Here is a 17,666-nt window from a genome sequence, read left to right as displayed (position 1 = left end):
CCTGGGAAGTTTTTGGGAGAGACTCACCCGGCACCATTCTCCGTTTGCCGGTCGAAATCGATTATAGACAGCGCGTTTACCCCTACCAGTGCTGTTTCAAGCATTTACAAGAAATACAAAGTCTTGTGGGACGTTACGCGCAGTTCGCGCAAAAAGCGGGCTTGAGCGCAGCTTAAGCCGCTTGAGCCGCTTAAGCTGCGCCTTCGCCGAGTGCCGCCAGTTGGTCCGCCTGGTGCTCCGCGGCCAGCGACGACAGCAGCTCGTCCATGTCGCCGTCCATGATCATGTCGATCTTGTAGAGCGTCAGGTTGATGCGGTGGTCGGTCACACGGCCCTGCGGGAAGTTGTAGGTGCGGATGCGGTCGCTGCGGTCGCCCGAGCCGATCAGGTTGCGCCGCGTGCTGGCTTCCTTCGCCTGGGCGGCGCGGGCGTGCATGTCCTTGATGCGCGCGGCCAGCACCTTCATCGCCTTGTCCTTGTTGCGGTGCTGCGACCGGTCGTCCTGGCACTCGACCACGATGCCGGTCGGCAGGTGGGTCAGGCGCACGGCCGAATCCGTCTTGTTCACGTGCTGGCCGCCGGCGCCCGACGCGCGGAATGTGTCGATGCGCAGGTCGGCCGCGTTGATCTCGACCTCGCCGACCTCGTCGGCTTCGGGCATCACCGCCACCGTGCAGGCGGAAGTGTGGATGCGCCCCTGCGCCTCGGTGGCGGGCACGCGCTGCACGCGATGGCCGCCGGATTCGAACTTCAGCTTCGAAAATGCGGCATCGCCGGCGATCCGCACGATGACTTCCTTGAAACCACCCAGGTCGGATTCGGATTCGCTCATGATCTCGACCTGCCAGCGCTGGCGCTCGGCGTAGCGTGTGTACATCCGCAGCAGATCGGCGGCGAACAGCGCGCTTTCCTCGCCGCCGGTGCCGGCGCGGATTTCCAGCAGCAGGTTGCGGTCGTCATTGGGATCCTTGGGCAGCAGCAGGCGCTGCAGGCTATGTTCCAGCGCCTCCAGCCGCTCGCGCGCGCTGGCGATCTCGTCGGCGGCGAAGTCCTTCATCTCGGGGTCGTCCAGCAGCGCCTGCGCGGTGCCCAGGTCGTCCTGCGCCTGGCGGTATTGCCCGTACTGCTCGGCCACCGGCGACAGTTCGGCATGCTCGCGGCTGAGCTTGCGGTACTGGTCGATGTTGGCAGTCGCGTCTTCGCGCGCGAGCAGGGCGTTGACTTCATCGAGTCGCTCGGCCAGTTGGTCGAGCTTGGCAAGCATGCTGGCTTTCATCGGGATGCGGGGGAATTGGGGGAGGCCGGTGGGCCGGGGCTGCCGGGATTGCGGCGGCGGCGTGCCGGCGCGGTCGGCGCGCGGCAAGACGGGAGCGCGGCTAGCGCTCGGAGTGGCTGCTGTGGCGGAACAGGCCCGGCACCAGGCGCAGCAGCGCCTCGCGGTCTTCGCCCTGGGTGTGGTTCAGCGCGTGGGTCGGGCCGTGCAGGAACTTGCGGGTCAGTGCGCCGGACAGGGCTTCAAGCACCGCCTCGGGATCGTCGCCGCGGGCCAGCATGCGGCGCGCGCGCTCCAGCTCGGCCTGGCGGATGGCCTCGCCGCTGGTCTGCAGCTCGCGGATGACCGGCACCACGCTGCGCGTTTCCAGCCAGTGCATGAAGTTCTGCACGCGGCTTTCGATAATGGCTTCGGCCTGCGCGACCGCGGCCTGGCGCAGCGCGTTGCCTTCGCGCACGATCGCGCCAAGGTCGTCGACGGTGTACAGGAAGACGTCGTCCAGGCGCGCGACTTCCGGTTCCACGTCGCGCGGCACAGCGAGGTCGACCATCATGATCGGGCGGTGCTTGCGGCGCTTGACCGCGCGCTCCACCGCGCCCAGGCCGATGATCGGCAGCGAGCTGGCGGTGCACGACACCACGATGTCGAATTCATGCAGCCGCTCGCCCAGGTCGGTCAGGCGGATCGCCTGCGCGGTCAGGCCCTGGCCGGACAGCTGCTCGGCCAGTTTCTCGCCGCGCTCGACGGTGCGGTTGGCCACCACGATCTGGCGCGGCTGCTGCGCGGCAAAGTGCGTCGCGCACAGCTCGATCATCTCGCCCGCGCCGATAAAGAGCACGCGCTGGGTCGAGACGCTTTCGAAAATCCGTTGCGCCAGCCGCACCGCGGCCGCGGCCATCGACACGGAATGCGCGCCGATCTCGGTCTGGCCGCGCACTTCCTTGGCCACCGCGAAGGTGCGCTGGAACAGCTGGTTCAGGTATGTCCCCAGCGAGCCGGCCTCGCCGGCGGTGCGCACGGCATCCTTGAGCTGGCCCAGGATCTGGGTTTCGCCCAGCACCATCGAATCCAGCCCACTGGCCACGCGGAAGGCATGGCGCACGGCCTCGGACTGCGGCAGCGCGTACAGGTGCGGGGCCAGTTCGCCGGCCGGCACGTTGTGGTGCTGCGACAGCCACCGCAGGGTGTGCTCGAAACCCTCTTGCCCCGGCTTCAGGACGTCGGTGGCGCAGTAGATCTCGGTGCGGTTGCAGGTGGAAAGGATGGCGGCTTCGGTGCCGCTGCGGCCGGACAGGTGCTCGCGCAGCGCGCCCAGTGCCGGTTTGATCTGCTCGAGCGGAAACGCCACCCGCTCGCGCAGCGAGACTGGTGCCGTCGTGTGGTTGATGCCGATCGCGAGCAGTTGCATTTCTTGGGGACAGGTGCGATCCGGAGCGTGGCCGGATCGGTTGCCATTATACCGCCGGCACCACAGATTGCAGGCGCATACCCAGTATGCGTCGCAGGCGCGCCGGTTTGCAGTATTGTTACGGCGCAGCCAGTCGAGGTTGTGATTCAGGCTACACAGGAGAAGCGGATGCTGGGCACCTTGATCGTGGGTTTGCTGGTTGGACTGGCGGCGCGCCGGCTGCATCCGGCAGGACGCGTCGTGACCCTGCCGGCCGCGCTGGTGCTGGGTGCGGCGGGAGCGGCGGCTGCATTCTACGGCGGCCGCGCGCTGCACCTGTTCGTCGACGGTCAACTCAGCAGCTGGCTGGCGGTGATCGCCGGCGCCGCCATCCTGGTGGGTGCCTGGGGCGCAGTCCGGCCGCGCGGACGGTAAAGGCAGGGCTGACGTGGCGCCCGGAAATCTGCGCGCCGCTTGATCCTGGTCAGGTCCGCACGGGATCCGCTTCGGCCCGGGCGGCCAGCAGCCGGCGCAGTACCCCGTTGGAATAGTGGCTGGCCACTTCCTTCAGGAATGCCGCGAAGTCCACATGGGCGGCATCGTCGGCGCGGTCCGAAACCGTGCGCATGACCGCGTACGGGACGCCGTATTCATGGCACACCTGCGCCACCGCGGCGCCTTCCATCTCCACCGCCAGCAGCCCGGGCAATCGGTCGCGCAGTTCCGCCACCGCGGCCGGGGCGCCGATAAACTGGTCGCCGCTGGCGATCATGCCCTTGTGCAGCGCCGGCGTGGCCACGCCGAAGCGGGCCAGCACCTCGGGCGGCACATCGACGGCCAGGTCGAGCCGCAGGAAATCGGCGGCCGCGCCTTCCAGCTCCTCGGTCAGCGCCGGGTCGGCCGGGAACTCGGCGCGATCCAGCAGCGGCACTTCATGGCGGGCGAAGAACGGGCGCGCGTCGAGGTCGTGCTGAATCGTCCGATCCGCGATGACGATGTCGCCGACGTTGGTGTCGGCGCCGACGCCGCCCGCCAGCCCGGTAAAGACCACCTGGGTGGCGCCGAACTCGCGGATCAGCGTGACCGTGGTCGCCGAGGCGGCCACCTTGCCCATGCGCGCCAGCACCAGCACGCATGGCTGGCCGTAAAGGTTGCCGACATAGTAGTCGCGCATGCCGACGGTGTGCACTGTGGCGCGGCTGTCGTCATGGCGCATCGCGGCCACCAGGCCGTCGACTTCATCGTGGATAGCGGCAAGGATTCCCAGGGTCATGGGGCAGGCAGAGAGTGAAAGCCGAAAAGCCAGAGCATACCGGCGCCCATGCGGCAGGCATAGCGCCGGCGCGCCGCAAGACGGGTGCGGCCCGGGCGCCGCTTTGCTAAAGTGCCACGCATCCGGGCACGCAAGGGCGAGCATGCAAGTCACCTCCACCGTGGCAAACGGCGAACGGCGCGCCATCCGCCGGGCACTGGCCGACTGGCGCGCACGCGGATGCCTGGCTGCCGAAGCGGTCGCCGCCCCTTGGGCAAGCACCGAGCCTGCCGCCGCCGACTGGCGCCGCTGGCTCGACCAGGCGCTGATGGCACTGGGCACCGCGCTGCTGTGCGCCGGCGTGATCGTCTTCTTTGCCTTCAACTGGCAAGACCTGCACAAGTTCTCCAAATTCGGCTTGCTCGCCGCCGCCATCACGCTGGTGGCCGCGTTCGCCTGGCTGCGCCCTGCCGCCGACGCCGCCGGCCGCGCCGCGCTGGGCGGCGCGCAGGTGCTGGCCGGGGTGCTGCTCGCCGTGATCGGGCAGACCTACCAGACCGGCGCCGATGCCTGGCAGCTGTTCGCGCTGTGGGCGCTGCTGGCGGTGCCGTGGGCACTGGCGGCACGCGCGGCGCCGCACTGGTGGCTGGTGCTGGTGGTCGGCAACGTGGCGCTGCTGCGCTACTTCAGCATCCGTTTCGGCATGGATGGCCTGTTCGCACTGCTGTTCGACAGCCGCTACCTGCGCACCGCCACCCTGGCTCTGCTGGGAGCGGTGCTGCTGCAGCTGGCGCTGTGGCACCTGCTGGCCGCCCGCGCGCCCGGGCTGGGCTTCCGGGGACAGACCGGCAGCCGCTTGCTGGCGGCGCTGGCGTGCGTGCAGGCGGGTTCGCTGGGACTGGCCAGCCTGTTCGACAGCCGCTTCGATGCGGCGTCGTTCGCGATTGCGGTGGGCGTGCTGGCCGGGCTGACATGGTGGTACCGGCAACGCGCCTTCGATATCGTCGTGCTGAGCCTGACCTGCCTGACGGGCATCGTGCTGGTGGTGGCCGGCCTCGGCAAGCTGCTGTTCGAGGGCAAGGGCGACTTCGGCGCGTTCCTGCTGCTCGGGCTGGTCACCATCGGCTTGGCCGCCGGCGCGGCGGCGTGGCTGATGCGCGCTTATCGCGCTCAACTGCGTGCTCAACTGCGCGCCCAGCTGGAGCAGGCATGAGCACCACCTTGCAGACCGAACAACGGCTCTGGCGCGAGCTGGCCGCGCGCGGCGCGGTGCAGGGCGAATGCCCGGAGCACAGCCACGCACCGTGGGCGGTGCGCTGCCTGATGGGCGCGGCCGGCTGGCTTGGGGCCTTGTTCTTCCAGATGTTCCTGGTCGGGACGGTGTTCGTGGCCGCGCGCGAGAACGGCGTCGCCATGGCCGTGACCGGACTGGCCATGATTGCGCTGGCCGCGTTGTTGTACTGGCGTGGCGGCGGCATCGCGGCGAGCCAGTTCGCGCTGGCGGTCAGCCTGTGCGGGCAGGGGATGGCGGTGTATGGGCTGGTCGAGGCGCTCGGCTCGCTCGGCTTTAAGCGCGTGGCCGAGACCGCCGGATTCTGGGCCGGCATCGCGCTGTTCGAAGGCGCGCTTGTGGTGCTGGTGCCCAACCGGTTGCACCGGCTGTTGTCCGGCCTTGGCGTCTGGATCGGGTTGGCGGGCGCAGTGCATTTCGGCCTGCCTCGCGGGGCAACCGATGACTGGCTGGCGCTGACGTGGTCGCTCGGCTGGCTGGCGCCGCTGGGCTGCGCTCTGGTGGCCGGCTTCACGCTGGCCGAAGCGCGCGCGTGCGCGGCGGGGCGGCATGCACTGCTGGAGCCGCTCGCCGATGCCACACTGCTGGCCGCGCTCGCCATGGCGCTGGTGGTGACCGGGATGAGCCATCCGATGGCATGGCTGTTCGAACCGGAGGCGGGCCGCCTGTCGTTCGCGCACTGGATCGGTGGCGCCCTGCTGACGCTGGTGCTGGCTGGCTTCGCCCTGGCCGAATGCCGCCGGCTGGCCGTCGGCTCCGCCATGCAGGCGGCAGTGCTCGCCGGCACGCTCGCCTTTGGCGCGCTGATGGCCGCGGCGCCTGCCGTGGTGGCCGGCGCGCTGGCGCTGGCACTGGCCCTGCGCCGGGCTTCCATGGCCTGGATGGGGCTGGGCATCGCCGCCATTGCCATCGGCTTTGTCTGGTACTACAGCGCGCTGCACTGGACCCTGCTGGCCAAGTCCGTCACGCTGGCCGCGGCGGGCGCGCTGTTGCTGGCCGGCCGTTACTGGCTGCTGCGCGGCCGCACCGGCAAGGAGTTCGCATGAAGCGCTGGATCGTGATCGCCTGGGCACTGACGCTGGTGCTGGCCGCCGCCGGCATCGCCGGCAAGGAAACGCTGCTGGCGCGCGGCGACACCGTCTTGCTGCGGCTCGCGCCGGTCGATCCGCGCTCGCTGATGCAGGGCGACTACATGGCACTGAACTTCGACATCGGCAACCAGATCCGCACGGCGCAGGGGCCGGCGGAGCGCCCGCCGCGCGACGGCGTGGCCGTGATCTGGCGCGACACGCAGGGCGTTGCCAGCTTCGTGCGGCTGCATGATGGCGGGCCGCTGGGCGCGGGCGAGCAGCTGCTGCGCTTCCAGGCGGCGCGGTCGCGCTGGGGCGGCGCGCAGGTGCAGGTGTCAACCGATGCGTATTTCTTCCAGGAGGGGCAGGGTGAGCGCTTCGCCCAGGCCATGTATGGGGAATTCCGCGTGGGGGCGGACGGCCAGGCGCTGCTGGTGGGGCTGCGGGGGAAGGAATTGGAAAGGTTGTGAAGGGGCAAGCGGTTCCCCTGCGGCAGAGAGAAAAAAACCCGCGAGATCGCGGGTTTTTTTGTCGGCGGGGCAGGCTCAGACGTTGAACAGGAAGTTCATCACATCCCCATCCTTCACCACGTATTCCTTGCCTTCCGCGCGCATCTTGCCGGCTTCCTTGGCGCCGTTCTCGCCCTTGAACGCGATGTAGTCGTCGTAGGAAATGGTCTGCGCACGGATAAAGCCGCGTTCGAAATCGGTATGAATCACACCGGCCGCCTTGGGCGCGGTGTCGCCGACATGGATGGTCCAGGCGCGCACTTCCTTCACGCCGGCGGTGAAGTAGGTCTGCAGGCCCAGCAGCTTGAAGCCGGCGCGGATCACGCGGTCCAGGCCCGGTTCTTCCATGCCCAGGTCGGCCAGGAATTCGGCCTTGTCGGCGTCGTCCAGGTCTGCGATCTCGGCTTCGATGGCGGCGCAGACGGCGACCACCGGGGAATCGGTCTGCTTGGCGTACTCGCGCACGGCGTCCAGGTGCGGGTTATTCTCGAAGCCGTCTTCACGCACGTTGGCGACGTACATGGTCGGCTTGGCGGTGATCAGGCAGAACGGGCGGATGGCGTCCCATTCTTCCGGGGCCAGGTCGAGGGTGCGCACGGCCTTGGCCTGGTCGAGCACGGCTTGCGCCTTTTCCAGCACGGCGACCAGGCGCTGGGCTTCCTTGTCGCCGGCGCGGGCCGGCTTGACGTAGCGGGCCAGGGCCTTTTCCACGGTGGCCAGGTCGGCCAGCGCCAGCTCGGTGTTGATGACCTCGATGTCGGACAGCGGGTCGACCTTGCCGGCCACGTGGATCACGTTATCGTCCTCGAAGCAGCGCACCACGTGGGTGATGGCGTCGGTTTCGCGGATATTGGCCAGGAACTGGTTGCCCAGGCCTTCGCCCTTCGATGCGCCCGCGACCAGTCCGGCGATGTCGACGAACTCGACCGTGGCGGGCAGGATGCGCTCAGGCTTGACGATCTCGGCCAGGTTGCCGAGCCTCGGGTCCGGCACTTCGACCACGCCCACGTTGGGCTCGATCGTGCAGAACGGATAGTTTTCGGCGGCGATGCCGGCCTTGGTCAGGGCATTGAACAGCGTGGACTTGCCGACGTTGGGCAGGCCGACGATGCCGCATTTGAGGCTCATGGTCTTGTCTTAGAAATCAAGGGTTGCGGGATGCGGTCCGGCGACGGGCGGGCCTGGCGACAGGCGTCTGGCGGGGCCAGTGGCGGGACTGCATCGGACGAGGCAAACACATCACATCGAGCGCCGCTCGACGGCTGTACGGGGTCTGCCACGAAAAACGGCAATTGTAACCCTATCGGGACTGCGGGTTGCGAGCCGGGGGCGATTTGCACCGCATACAAAAACAAGACGGCCAGGAAGTCATCCTGGCCGTTGCGTGAGCGCCGCTTCCGCTCAATCGAGATCCACGACGTTCATGCGCCGTCCGTGAACTGGTCCCGCATATCCGTGGTCCTGGCGCCGTCCGTAAACATGTCGCGCCTGTCGATTGCCCTTGCACCATCCAGGAATACATCCCGCCGGTCGATTGACCGTGCTCCATCCGAATACACATCGAACTTGGAAACCTTGGCGCCGTCGGTATAAACGTCCCGCGGGCCAGTCGTGCCTCCAAATGCCGATCCCCCTGCAACCGCGATGCTAGCCGCGGCAAGCCAAAGCGCCTTCTTAAACATTGCTCCACCTCCCTTCAGGTGGTTCGTCCCCGGTCAGAAACATTTCGTTTCAATATAGGCTGAGCGTTTCCGAACTCGGAGCCATGCACCAACTGTTTTGTCATAAGCCTTATGACCTGAAGAAATAATGAACGCCGGCCCATCCCGGCCAAAGGGCTCCGGAGTGACGTGGCTATAATCCAGCCATGACCCGATCCCACGCGTCCGCGCGCACCGCTGCGCGCAACTCCTCCGCTTTCCAGGTGGCCGTCGTCGGCGGCGGCATCGTCGGCAAGTCCTGTGCCTTGTTGCTGGCCCAGCAGGGCATGGACGTGGCGCTGGTGGCGCCGAAGCCGCCCCGCGGCGCCGGCCGCGCGCCGGCAGGGCCGGAGGACTGGGACAGCCGTATTTATGCGTTCTCGTCTAGCTCGCAGGCGCTCCTGGAGCGGATGCGTGTGTGGGAGGCGCTGGATCCGGCGCGCATCCAGCCGGTGCGTGACATGCGTGTCTTTGGCGACGTCAGCGCCGCCGAAACCTCGCCCAGCCTGGACGGCGACCTGCATTTCTCCGCCTACGCCGCCGCGGTGCCGCAGCTGGCGTGGATCATCGAATCCAGCCATGTCGAGCGCGCGCTCGACACCGCGCTCGGCTTCCAGCATCAGGTGAGCTGGCACGATGGCACCGCCAGCGTGTGCGAGCGCGATCCGGAGGGTATTACCCTGACGCTGGACAACGGCACCAGGCTGCGCACGGCGCTGGCGATCGGCGCCGACGGGGCGCGCTCGTGGCTGCGCCAGCAGTGCCATATCGGCGTCAGCACGCGCAAGTACCGCCAGCTTGGCGTGGTCGCCAACTTTGCCTGCGAGCGTCCGCATCACGAGACTGCCTGGCAGTGGTTCCTGGGCGCGCCGGAAAAGCTGATGGCAGACGAAGAGCCCGCCAACGGCGAGGTGCTGGCGATGCTGCCGCTGCCCGGCAACCACGTCTCGATGGTCTGGTCGGCAGACGAAGCGCACGCGCGCGACCTGCTCGCACTGTCGCCCGAGGCGCTTGCCGCCACCGTGATGCAGGGCGCCGCCGGGGCGGTCGGCAGCCAGTTCGGCACGCTGCGCTGCGTGACCCCGGCGCAGGGCTTCCCGCTGGTGCTGCAGCGCGCCGACCAGTTCGTGCAGCCGCACGTGGCGCTGGTCGGCGACGCCGCCCACGTGGTGCACCCGCTGGCGGGGCAGGGCATGAACCTGGGCCTGCGCGATGTCGCGGAACTTGGCCGCGTGATGGCCGACAAAGAACCTTTCCGCAGCGAGGGCGACCTGCGCCTGCTGCGCCGCTACGAGCGCGCGCGCGCCACCGACCTGCTGTCGCTGACCGCGGCCACCGACGGGCTGCACCGGCTGTTTTCACTGCCCGGCGGCGTGGCGAGGGTGGTGCGCAACACCGGCATGCGTGCGGTGGGCGGCCAGTCGCTGCTCAAGCGTTTCCTGATCGGGCACGCGCTCGGCTGATGCCACCGCTCCCCGAACGATCACCGAATACCCCTGGAGTCCACATGTTTCAATTCCTGCGCCACCACCCTGTCCGCAGCGCTGCCGTCACCGCCGTCGTGGGCGGCCTGGCCGCGGCGGGCTTTGCCATGCATGCCATGGCAGCGGGCGAACCCGGCACCGACCGCATCAGGGAGTCGCTGCAGAAGATGCTGGGCGGCCGTGCCGAGGTGAAAAGCGTCAGCAAGACCCCGGTGCCCGGGCTGTTCGAAGCCAATATCGGCGGGCAGGTGGTCTATACCGACAGCACCGGCCGCTACATCCTCAACGGCGAGATGATCGACACCCGCACCGGCACCAATCTGACCGAGGAGCGGATGGCCGAGATCAACCGCATCAAGTGGTCGGACCTGCCGCTGGCGCGCGCGATCAAGTGGACCAAGGGCGATGGCAGCCGGCAGATCGCGGTGTTCTCCGACCCCAACTGCGGCTACTGCAAGCGCATCGAGCAGACCTTCCAGCAGATGGACAACATCACCGTGTACACCTTCCTGTACCCGGTGCTGTCGCCGGACTCCGAGACCAAGGCCAAGCAGGTCTGGTGCGCGGCCGACCGCACCAAGGCCTGGCGGGACTGGATGCTCAAGCATGTGGCGCTGACCGGAAACGGCAGTTGCCAGACGCCGCTGCAGGAAAACCTGGCGCTGGGCCAGAGCATGAATGTCACCGGCACGCCCGCAGTGTTCTTCATGGACGGCACCCGTATTCCGGGTGCGGCCGACGTGGCCACGCTGGAGAAGAAGCTCGCCAGCATCAAGAAATAAGCGCGCGCCGGACCTGACCCGGCTCGATCGACGGCCGGACTTGTCCGGCCGTTCTGCTTTCCGCTTTCCCCTCATTCCCAGGCGACCGCCGTCAGGCGGCAAGGAGACACCATGACGTTCCAGGCATTGCTGCTGACCCAGGCCGACGGCGCCACCCAGGCCAATCTCGCTACGCTGGACGAGGCGCAGTTGCCACCTGAAGGCGACGTGTTGGTTGCCGTGGACTACTCCACCATCAACTTCAAGGACGGCCTGGCGATCACGGGCCGCTCGCCGGTGGTGCGCAAGTGGCCGATGGTGGCGGGCATCGACGGGGCCGGCACGGTGCTGCAATCGTCCAGCCCGCGCTGGCAGGCCGGCGACAAGGTGGTGCTGAACGGCTACGGCGTGGGCGAGACCCACTGGGGCTGCCTGGCGCAGCGCGCGCGGCTGAAGGGCGACTGGCTGGTGCGCCTGCCCGATGCCTTCACCACGCGCCAGGCCATGGCGATCGGCACCGCCGGCTACACCGCGATGCTGTCGGTGCTGGCGCTGGAGCGCGGCGGCGTCAGCGGCCCGGTGCGGCCCGGCGATGGCGAGGTGCTGGTGACCGGCGCCTCGGGCGGCGTGGGCTCGGTCGCGATCGCGGTGCTGAGCAAGCTGGGCTACAAGGTGGTGGCGTCGACAGGCAAGACCAATGAAGCGGACTTCCTGAAGGCCCTGGGCGCCGCCGATGTCATCGACCGCACCGAGCTTGGCGTGCCCGGCAAGCCGCTGCAAAAGGAACGCTGGGCCGCCGCGGTGGATTCGGTCGGCTCGCACACGCTGGTCAATGCCTGCGCGCAGGTGCGCTACGGCGGCGTGGTGACGGCATGCGGGCTGGCGCAGGGCATGGACTTCCCGGCATCGGTGGCGCCGTTCATCCTGCGCGGCGTGACGCTGCACGGCATCGACAGCGTGATGGCTGCCATGCCGCTGCGCGAGCGCGCGTGGCAGCGGCTGGCGAGCGACCTGGAGCCGGATCGCCTGAACGCGATCACGCGCGAGATCGGGCTGGCCGAGGCGATCGACGCCGGCCGCAGGATCGTGGAGGGCGGCATGCGCGGCCGCGTGGTCGTCGACGTCAATCGCTCCTGAGGAGCGACCGGCTGCTTCATGAGCGTCGGCGAGGCCAGCAGTGCGCCGACGTTACAATCCTGCCATGACGCCGATCCGCTACGCCATCGCCCCGCTTGCGCCTGAGGCGCACCTCTTTGCCGTCACCGTCACGGTGAGCGAGCCCGATCCCGCCGGCCAGCGCTTCACGCTGCCCGCGTGGATCCCGGGCAGCTACATGATCCGCGACTTCGCCCGCCATATCGTGCGCATCCGCGCCGATGCCGGCGGACGCGAAGTCCCGCTGACCAAGCTCGACAAGCAGAGCTGGCAGGCCGCGCCGGTGGGCCTGTCGGACGGCCCGCTGATGCTGAGCTACGAAGTCTATGCCTGGGACCTGTCGGTGCGCGCCGCGCACCTGGACGCCACCCATGGCTTCTTCAACGGCAGCTCGGTGTTCCTGTGCGTCGAAGGCCAGGCCGAGCGGCCATGCACCGTCGATATCCACGCTCCCGAAGGCGAGGCTTACCGCGGCTGGCGTGTCGCCACCGCAATGCCGGAAGCGCCGGGCCGCGACGGCGCGAAGCGCTACGGCTTCGGCCGCTACCAGGTCGCGGACTACGACGAACTGGTTGACCACCCGGTGGAGATGGGCAATTTCCAGCTCGCCAGCTTCCGCGCCTGCGGCGCGCAGCACGACGTGGTCTTCACCGGCCGCGTGCCCAACCTCGATCTCGAGCGCGTGTGCCGCGACCTCAAGCGCATCTGCGAAACCCAGATCCGCCTGTTCGAACCCCGCAGCGCCGAGGCACCGTTCCTGGACAGCAACCGCCGCTACGTCTTCATGACGATGGTCACCACCGACGGCTACGGCGGCCTCGAGCACCGCGCCAGCACCGCGCTGATGTGCGCGCGCAATGACCTGCCGGTGCGCGGCATGAGCGACAACAGCGACACCAGCGAGGGCTATCGCACTTTCCTGGGCCTGTGCAGCCACGAGTATTTCCACACCTGGAACGTCAAGCGCATCAAGCCCGCCGCGTTCGTGCCGTACCGGCTGGCCGAAGAAACCTACACGCCGCTGCTGTGGCTGTTCGAGGGCTTCACCAGCTACTACGACGATCTGGTGCTGGTGCGCTCGGGCTGCGTGACCGAGGCCCAGTACGTCGAGATGCTGGGCAAGACCTGGAACGGCGTGCTGCGCGGCAACGGCCGCACCAAGCAGAGCGTGGCCGAAAGCTCGTTCGACGCCTGGACCAAGTACTACCGCCAGGACGAGAACGCGCCCAACGCCATCGTCAGCTACTACACCAAGGGATCGCTGGTGGCGCTGGCGCTGGACCTGACCATCCGCGCCAGGTCGCGCGGACGGCGCTCGCTCGACGATGTCATGCGCGCGCTGTGGCGCCGCTACGGGCGCGGCTTCTATGCGCCCGGCGCGATGCAGCGTGGCGTGACCGAGCCGGAAGTCTATGCGCTGTTCGACGAAGTGACCGGCCTGAAGCTGGGCGGGCTGCTGCGCTCGCTGACCGAAGGCACGGGCGAACTGCCGCTGGCGGCGCTGTTCAAGGACATCGGCGTCAAGGCCGAGGCACAGAAGCCGTCGCGCACCGCGGCGCTGGGCATCAAGGTCAAGACCGACGACGGCTGGGTACGCGTCACGCAGGTGCTGGACGGCGGCGCGGCGCAGGCCGCGGGCCTGTCGGCCGGCGACCTGCTGGTGGCCATCGACGGCCTGCGCGTGGCGCCGGGCCAGATCGACAAGCTGCTGGGACGCTACCGCACCGGCGACCGCGTCGACCTGCACGCCTTCCGCCGCGACGAGCTGCAGGTGCTGCCCGTGACGCTGGCGCGCGAGCCCGCGGCGCAGTTCAAGGTCAAGCTGGCGGACGGCCGGCATGCGGCGCGCTCGCGCTGGCTGGGCCAGTGACGTAGCGCTGCAATCCCCACAACCTGGCCCCCGCCGCTTCGCCGCATGCAATACGCGCACGACCCCCGCACCTTCCTGTATTCGCACTACGTGTACCGGGGGCTGCGCTCGGCCACCGGGGTGATCGGCGCCACGCTGATCGCGCTGCAGTTCTCCGACTTGCCCACCGCGATGGTGGTGTCGATGGGCGCGCTGTGCACCAGCCTGATGGACCTGCCCAGCCCGCTGAGCCACAAGTTCAACGAGATGCTGGCGAGCGTGCTGCTGTGCAGCGCGGTGACACTGGTGGTGGCGCTGACCACGCCGTTCCCGCGCGTGATGCCGTTCGTGCTGGTGCTGGTGACGTTCCTCGCCGCCATGATGACGGTGTACGGCAACAAGACCTTGCCGCTGCAATTCGCGGCGCTGTTCGTGATGACGCTCACGATCAACGAGGATTTCGTGGTCGAGCGCGCGCTGGTGCATGCGGCGCACTTCAGCGCCGGCGCGGTGGCCTACCTCGGCTACGCGATGCTGGTGAGCTGGCTGACCGAGCGCCGCACCAGGCAGCAGGTGCTGGCCGAGTCGTTGTACGAGCTGGCCGGCTACCTCGAGATCAAGGCCGGCTTCTACGATGCTGGCAACAACTACGAGGCCCGGTTCAACCAGCTGGTGCGCCAGCAGATCGTGGTGGCCGAGCGCCAGCAGGCCGCGCGCGACCTGGTGCTGCGCGGCAACCGCACGCCGCACGACGGGCTGCTGGTGCAGGTGCACCTGCGCATGCTCGACCTGTACGAGTACGTGCTGTCGACCAACACCGACTATCCGCTGCTGCGCCAGACCTTCGGCGGCACGCCGGTGCTCGACCACCTGCGCGGGCTGGTGGTGCTGATGTGCAAGGACGTGGAAGAGATCGCCTACGAGGTCACGCGCGGCCGCGGCTCTTACGCGACGGTGGAATACCGTGAAGGCCTGCGCGCGGTCGAGGCCGAGATCGCGCAGCTGCGCCACCACCACATCAACCCGGCGGCGATGACCGCGCTGGCCGAGACGCTGGACATGATCCGCGGCGCGGTCACGCTGATCGGCCAGCTGCACGAGGCCTCGCGCACGCCGGTGGAACCGGCCAAGGTGCTGCCGGGCAGCGACATGACGCCGTTCCTGACGCGCCAGAAGTACGAACTGGGCGTGCTGCGCGACAACCTGCACTGGCGCTCGCCGGCGTTCCGCTTTGCCCTGCGCATGTCGATGGCGGTGGCGCTGGGGCTGTGGATCACCAACCACCTGCCGTACGTGTCGCACAGCTACTGGATCCTGCTGACCATCATCGTCATCCTGAAGCCCAACTTCAGCATGACCAAGCAGCGCTACAACGACCGCGTGATCGGCACGCTGATCGGCTGCGTGGTGGCAGTGGGGATCCTGAAGGTGGTGGACGAGCCGCTGATACTGCTGGGCGTGCTGTTCCTGTCGCTGGTGGCCAGCGCAGCGTTCGTGACCATCAAGTACCGCTATACCGCCATCGCGGCCTGCATCCAGGTGCTCATCCAGATCAACCTGCTGATGCCGGGCAGCCCGACGGTGGCGGGAGAGCGGCTGGTCGATACGGTGATCGGCGGCATCATCGCCTCGCTGTTCAGCTTCGTGCTGCCGAGCTGGGAATACCGCGCCATCCCCAAGCTGGTGGAGAACGTGCTGCAGGCCAACCGCCGCTATATCGCTGCCACGCGCGACCTGCTGCTGCGCCGGGCCAAGGACGACTTTGCCTACCGCGTGCAGCGCAAGCAGTTCATGGACAACCTGTCGGCGCTGATCTCGTCGTTCCAGCGCATGCTGGACGAGCCCAGGAGCCGGCATCGCGCGGTCGACAACCTGAACCGCTTTATCGTGCAGAACTACCTGGTGGCGGCGCACGTGGCGGCGGCGCGGATCCAGGTGCGGCAGCACTATGCTGAGCTGGATATTCCCGCTGCCGAGGCGGCGATCGAGCAGGCTACCGAAGCGGCTCGCAGCAGCCTGCAGCTGGCCAGCGAGCGGTTGCATGCCGACGAGCGTGGCGGCGGGCGCGGGGCGGGCTTTATCCGCCGCGAACGCGCGCCGGTCGTGGCCGAAGTACAGGTACCGCTGGCGGTAGCCGCGGGGCCGGCGATGGGCGACGCCGCCGCTGCTGTCGAAGCCGCGGAGGATGCGGCGGCCGAGCGCCGCGCGCGGCTGGCGGACTCGGCGGACAAGCGCCGCACCGATACGCTGGTGCAGGCCGCCGCGGCGGGCGAGTCGAGCGAACAGGCCGGGCCGACGTCCAGCTCCACGGGTCGTCCCGCCAATGCGGTGCTGGAGCGCCGGCTGCGCGCGCTGCGCGAGGACGCGGCGAAGATCGCGCTGCGTACGGGAGCGATTGGCCGCGCGATGCGGGCGCGGTCTTAGAGCACTTAGCGCAGGTAGCTTCCGCGGGTTTGCTCCCCTCTCCCGCTTGCGGGAGAGGGGCAGGGGGTGAGGGCAGGCGCTTGCAGCAGGCTGGCGTTCACTTCGTGGTACCGCCCGCCCTCACCCCCGGCCCCTCTCCCACTGGCGTGGTGTGCAAACCGGCGGCATGCTCAAGCCCCGTGCCCCACCGGCATCTCATCCTCCGGCAACGTCAGCATCCCGCTGTTATAGCTGTACCCGAAGATCTCCCCATACCGCCCCCAGTCAATCGCCACGCTCAGCACGCGCTCGGCTTCGGCCGGCTTCAGGAACTGCTCCAGTGCGTTCAGCACCTGTTCCTCGCCGATCTCGCCCGCCTCGCTCGCCACCAGCTCGCGCCGGATATGCGCGGCCAGCGCGACGTTGGCGAGCAGTTGCCGGCCGAAGATCGCCTTGCGCTGCTGCGGCCCCGAGGCATAGTAAGTGCGGCCCGCTTCGGTGGCCGTGATGTCTCCGGCCTCGATCGACACCAGCCGTACCAGCTGCAGCGCCTCGCACGCGGGCAGCAGCTCATCGTCGGTCAGGCCGGCTTCGTCGGCCAGATGGGGCAGGTCGGCGCGGCAGTTGAAGGGCGCCTCGCACAGCAGGTCGAGGATGGCTTCCATCTGGCTGATATCGGCGTCCGGCAAGCGGTAGCCGATCTGGCGCGCGGGGGCCTGCGCGGGCAGCCGCGTCTCGGCAGCCGGCGCGGTCATCAGCGCGTAGATCTCGTCGACCAGCGCGCGCACCTGCGCGCTGTCGCGGTTGCGCGGGCGCGGCAGCGTGACCGGCACCTCGGCGCGAATGCGGCCGGGATCGCTCGACAGGATCACGATGCGGTCGGCCATCATCACCGCCTCTTCGATATTGTGCGACACGATCAGGATGCTGCGGATATTGGCGCGGCCACTTTCCCACAGCGCCAGCATCTCGTCGCGCAGCGTCTCGCCGGTCAGCACATCCAGCGCCGAGAAGGCTTCGTCCATCAGCAGCAGGTCTGGCTCGGTCACCAGCGCGCGCGCAATGCCCACGCGCTGGCGCATGCCGCCGGACAGCTCGCGCGGCAGCGCGCTGTTGAAGCCGGCCAGCCCGATCATGTCGATCGCGGCCTCGGCGCGGCGCTCGCGCTCGGCCTTGGGCACGCCTTGCGCTTCGAGGCCCAGTTCGACGTTCTGCTGCACCGTCAGCCATGGGAACAGCGCGAATGACTGGAAGACCATGGCGATGCCTTTGGCGGTGCCCGCGAGGCGCTCGCCGCGGAAGCGCACCTCGCCCCGGTCGGCGCCGGCCAGCCCAGCCATGATGCGCAGCAGCGTCGACTTGCCCGAGCCGGACTTGCCCAGCATGGCGACGATCTCGCCCTCGCGCAGCGTCAGGTCGACGCCTTCTAGCACGGCGCGGTCGCTCTGGCTGGCAGTGCGGAAGATTTTGCCGACGCCGCGCAACTCGATCACGGCGGCCGCGGTGGTGGGTTGGGTGTTTTCTGCCATCGT

Annotated in this window: 14 protein-coding genes; 9 read left to right on the top strand and 5 right to left on the bottom strand. The window is 68.6% G+C overall.

Going from position 1 to position 17,666, the window contains the following annotated elements:
- Window positions 1-190: 190 nt before the first annotated feature.
- The gene (gene prfA / locus J8I34_RS24980; protein ID WP_209807219.1) at window positions 191-1,276 is read right to left on the bottom strand and encodes a peptide chain release factor 1; all 1,086 of its coding nucleotides are present in this window, start codon (window positions 1,274-1,276) and stop codon (window positions 191-193) included.
- 100 nt (window positions 1,277-1,376) lie between these two features.
- Entirely contained in the window at window positions 1,377-2,681 is a 1,305-nt protein-coding gene (gene hemA, locus J8I34_RS24975) for a glutamyl-tRNA reductase (protein ID WP_029048343.1), read from the bottom strand.
- Between the two features lie 168 nt (window positions 2,682-2,849).
- Here hemA and J8I34_RS24970 point away from each other — a divergent pair, with 168 nt between their 5' ends.
- A complete protein-coding gene (locus J8I34_RS24970; RefSeq protein ID WP_133093506.1) occupies window positions 2,850-3,095 on the top strand; it encodes a hypothetical protein in 246 nt (81 codons plus the stop codon).
- Window positions 3,096-3,144: 49 nt separating this feature from the next.
- On the opposite strand, the gene J8I34_RS24965 is transcribed toward J8I34_RS24970, so the two are convergent.
- Window positions 3,145-3,933, bottom strand: coding sequence for a 5'-methylthioadenosine/adenosylhomocysteine nucleosidase (locus tag J8I34_RS24965; RefSeq protein WP_209807218.1), 789 nt, complete (start codon window positions 3,931-3,933; stop codon window positions 3,145-3,147).
- Between the two features lie 142 nt (window positions 3,934-4,075).
- Between J8I34_RS24965 and J8I34_RS24960 the strand changes: the two genes are divergently transcribed.
- Genes J8I34_RS24960 through J8I34_RS24950 form a run of 3 tightly spaced genes read left to right on the top strand, consistent with a single transcriptional unit; the run spans window position 4,076 to window position 6,743 of the window.
- Window positions 4,076-5,125, top strand: coding sequence for a DUF2157 domain-containing protein (locus tag J8I34_RS24960; protein ID WP_209807217.1), 1,050 nt, complete (start codon window positions 4,076-4,078; stop codon window positions 5,123-5,125).
- A complete protein-coding gene (locus J8I34_RS24955) occupies window positions 5,122-6,249 on the top strand; it encodes a DUF4401 domain-containing protein (protein ID WP_029048339.1) in 1,128 nt (375 codons plus the stop codon). The genes J8I34_RS24960 and J8I34_RS24955 overlap by 4 nt, the downstream gene beginning before the upstream one ends.
- Window positions 6,246-6,743, top strand: coding sequence for a GDYXXLXY domain-containing protein (locus J8I34_RS24950; RefSeq protein ID WP_209807216.1), 498 nt, complete (start codon window positions 6,246-6,248; stop codon window positions 6,741-6,743). The genes J8I34_RS24955 and J8I34_RS24950 overlap by 4 nt, the downstream gene beginning before the upstream one ends.
- A 75-nt stretch (window positions 6,744-6,818) precedes the next feature.
- Here J8I34_RS24950 and ychF read toward each other — a convergent pair whose 3' ends face one another.
- The gene (gene ychF, locus J8I34_RS24945; protein ID WP_029048337.1) at window positions 6,819-7,910 is read right to left on the bottom strand and encodes a redox-regulated ATPase YchF; all 1,092 of its coding nucleotides are present in this window, start codon (window positions 7,908-7,910) and stop codon (window positions 6,819-6,821) included.
- Window positions 7,911-8,649: 739 nt separating this feature from the next.
- Between ychF and J8I34_RS24940 the strand changes: the two genes are divergently transcribed.
- The 5 genes from J8I34_RS24940 (at window position 8,650) to J8I34_RS24920 (ending at window position 16,155) form a co-directional block, all read left to right on the top strand.
- The gene (locus J8I34_RS24940) at window positions 8,650-9,945 is read left to right on the top strand and encodes a UbiH/UbiF family hydroxylase (protein WP_209807215.1); all 1,296 of its coding nucleotides are present in this window, start codon (window positions 8,650-8,652) and stop codon (window positions 9,943-9,945) included.
- Between the two features lie 44 nt (window positions 9,946-9,989).
- Window positions 9,990-10,748 carry a DsbC family protein gene (locus J8I34_RS24935; RefSeq protein ID WP_209807214.1) on the top strand — a complete coding sequence of 253 codons (759 nt, stop codon included), beginning with the start codon at window positions 9,990-9,992 and terminating at the stop codon, window positions 10,746-10,748.
- A gap of 111 nt (window positions 10,749-10,859) precedes the next feature.
- A complete protein-coding gene (gene acuI, locus J8I34_RS24930) occupies window positions 10,860-11,864 on the top strand; it encodes an acrylyl-CoA reductase (NADPH) (protein WP_209807213.1) in 1,005 nt (334 codons plus the stop codon).
- Between the two features lie 64 nt (window positions 11,865-11,928).
- Complete coding sequence (locus J8I34_RS24925; protein WP_209807212.1) at window positions 11,929-13,752, top strand: M61 family metallopeptidase; 1,824 nt, start codon at window positions 11,929-11,931, stop codon at window positions 13,750-13,752.
- A gap of 45 nt (window positions 13,753-13,797) precedes the next feature.
- Window positions 13,798-16,155, top strand: a complete 2,358-nt coding sequence (locus tag J8I34_RS24920) for an FUSC family protein (protein WP_209776209.1) — start codon at window positions 13,798-13,800, stop codon at window positions 16,153-16,155.
- A 170-nt stretch (window positions 16,156-16,325) separates the two neighbouring features.
- On the opposite strand, the gene J8I34_RS24915 is transcribed toward J8I34_RS24920, so the two are convergent.
- Window positions 16,326-17,663 (bottom strand): ABC transporter ATP-binding protein, encoded by a 1,338-nt coding sequence (locus tag J8I34_RS24915; RefSeq protein WP_209807211.1) that lies wholly within the window; start codon window positions 17,661-17,663, stop codon window positions 16,326-16,328.
- Window positions 17,664-17,666: the final 3 nt, after the last annotated feature.

Origin of the sequence: Cupriavidus phytohabitans (assembly GCF_017815025.1) — a bacterium.
Taxonomy (GTDB): domain Bacteria; phylum Pseudomonadota; class Gammaproteobacteria; order Burkholderiales; family Burkholderiaceae; genus Cupriavidus.
Note: the sequence above shows the minus strand (reverse complement) of the source record. Positions and strands in the feature narration are given on the sequence as shown.